Here is a 2226-nt window from a genome sequence, read left to right on the forward strand (position 1 = left end):
CCTCAACGTCACCATGGACATCAGCGTCGAGGAGGCCGCCACCGCCGACAAGGTGACGGCGATGTTCCCCGACGGCCGCAAGGTGGCGGTCAAGCTGCCGGCCTATGTCGAGGACGGCCAGACGATTCGTCTGAAGGGCCAGGGCGAGCAGGGTCCTGGACAGCCCGGCGACGCGCTGGTGAAGATCCACATCCGCCGCCACCCACGCTACCGCATCGAAGGCCGCGACCTGCATGTCGATCTGCCCGTCCCTCTGGCCGACGCGGTGCTCGGCGCCAAGGTGGCGGTCGAGACACCGACCGGCAAGCTCGCGGTCAACGTTCCGGCATGGTCGAGCTCGGACAAGGTGCTGCGCCTGAAGGGCAGGGGCCTGCCGGAAAAGGCCGGCGGCCGCGGCGATCTCTATGCCCATGTGCGGCTGATGCTGCCGGAAGGCGGCGATGCCGAGCTCGAGGCCCTGATGCGCCGCCAAAAAGGCTGATTGGGGGAATTTTGTTCCTGTTGCAGTGTCTTTTGGGCGCTTGAAGGGGCTCTGTGCCTGTGCGATAGGCTCTCCACAAAGCAGATATTCTTGCGGAGAGCTTGCACATGGCAGGTGGACAGGGCCTGATGGCCGGTAAGCGAGGCCTGATCCTGGGCGTCGCCAACAATCGGTCGATCGCTTTCGGCATCGCCAAGGCTTGCGTCGATCACGGCGCCGAAATCGCCCTGACCTATCAGGGCGAGGCCTTCAAGAAGCGCGTCGAGCCGCTGGCGGCCGAGCTCAATGCGCATGTCGCCGGCCATTGCGACGTCACCGACCCGGAAAGCCTCGACGCCGTCTTTGCCGATATCGCCAAGCACTGGGGCAAGCTCGACTTCCTCGTCCATGCCATCGCCTTCTCCGACAAGGACGAGCTCACCGGCCGCTATGTCGAGACGACGCGCGACAATTTCCTGCGCACCATGGACATCTCGGTGTTTTCCTTCACCACCATCGCCAAGCGCGCCGAGCCGCTGATGAGCGAAGGCGGCTCGCTTCTGACGCTGACCTATTACGGCGCCGAGAAGGTGATGCCGCATTACAACGTCATGGGCGTTGCCAAGGCGGCGCTTGAGGCCAGCGTTCGCTATCTGGCCGTCGACCTCGGCGCCAAGAAGATCCGCGTCAACGCGATCTCGGCCGGGCCGATCAAGACGCTTGCCGCTTCCGGCATCGGCGACTTCCGCTATATCCTGAAATGGAACGAGTACAATTCGCCGCTGAAGCAGACGGTCACTCAGGAGGAGGTAGGCGATTCCGGCGTCTATTTCCTGTCGGACCTGTCGCGCGGCGTGACCGGCGAGGTCCACCACGTCGATTCCGGCTACCATGTCGTCGGCATGAAGGCCGTCGACGCGCCGGATATCTCGACCGTCAAGGACTGATCTTCTCCTTCGCTTATTCTCCGTCCAGGCCCTGGCCCGACCTCCGGAAGACCTGATGTACCCGCTCGTCTACATCGCGCGCCACGGCCAGACCGAGTGGAATGCCGAGCACCGCCTGCAGGGCCAGGCCGACACCGACCTCAACGATTTCGGCCGTGAGCAGGCGAGGCTTAACGGCCGACGGTTGGCTGAGCTTGTCAGAAATCCTGCGGATTTCGATTTTGTCGCCAGCCCGATGCGCCGCACGCGCGAGACGATGGAATTGATGCGCGAAGCGATGGGGCTCGATCCCACCGCTTACCGCACCGATGCGCGTCTGGTGGAGATAAGTTTCGGCGACTGGCAGGGTTTTACCTTCGCCGAGCTCGAGGAACGCGCCCCCGGCTCGACCGACGGCCGCCGCCACGCAAAGTGGGATTTCCAGCCGCCCGGCGAGGGCGCCGAAAGCTACGAGATGCTGCTTGAGCGGATAAAGCCATGGTTCGCCGAACTTCGGCAGCCGACCGTCTGCGTCACGCATGGCGGCGTGATCCGCTGCTTCTTCCGCTTCGTCGCCGGCCTTTCCAAGCAGCAAGCGGCCGGCCTCGATGTCCCTCAGGACCGCCTGCTGCGGCTGGAGGGCCGCAGTTTGCAGTGGTTGTGAGGCAGTCTCAAAGCCTACAGGAGAGCGGACGAAGCCACCTGAATTCGTCATCCTAGGGCGGAGCGACGCGAAGCGTCGCGTAGACCCTAGGTGTTTAGTCCCGGCATTTGATGGACCGGGTCGACCCTGAAGTGTTCGGGCTCTTGTTTCCAGATTTTGCAGATGAACTCATAAGG

General features: G+C 63.6%; 3 protein-coding genes. All 3 read left to right on the forward strand.

What is annotated here, in order from left to right; genetic code table 11:
- A partial coding sequence (locus EOD07_RS31525) for a DnaJ C-terminal domain-containing protein (protein ID WP_281059102.1) occupies positions 1-481 on the forward strand: 481 nt, incomplete at its 5' end.
- 107 nt (positions 482-588) lie between these two features.
- A complete protein-coding gene (gene fabI, locus EOD07_RS31530) occupies positions 589-1407 on the forward strand; it encodes an enoyl-ACP reductase FabI (protein ID WP_040991087.1) in 819 nt (272 codons plus the stop codon).
- 55 nt (positions 1408-1462) lie between these two features.
- Positions 1463-2050 carry a histidine phosphatase family protein gene (locus tag EOD07_RS31535; protein ID WP_040991089.1) on the forward strand — a complete coding sequence of 196 codons (588 nt, stop codon included), beginning with the start codon at positions 1463-1465 and terminating at the stop codon, positions 2048-2050.
- Positions 2051-2226: the final 176 nt, after the last annotated feature.

It is taken from the genome of Mesorhizobium sp. M2C.T.Ca.TU.002.02.1.1 (genome assembly GCF_003997225.1).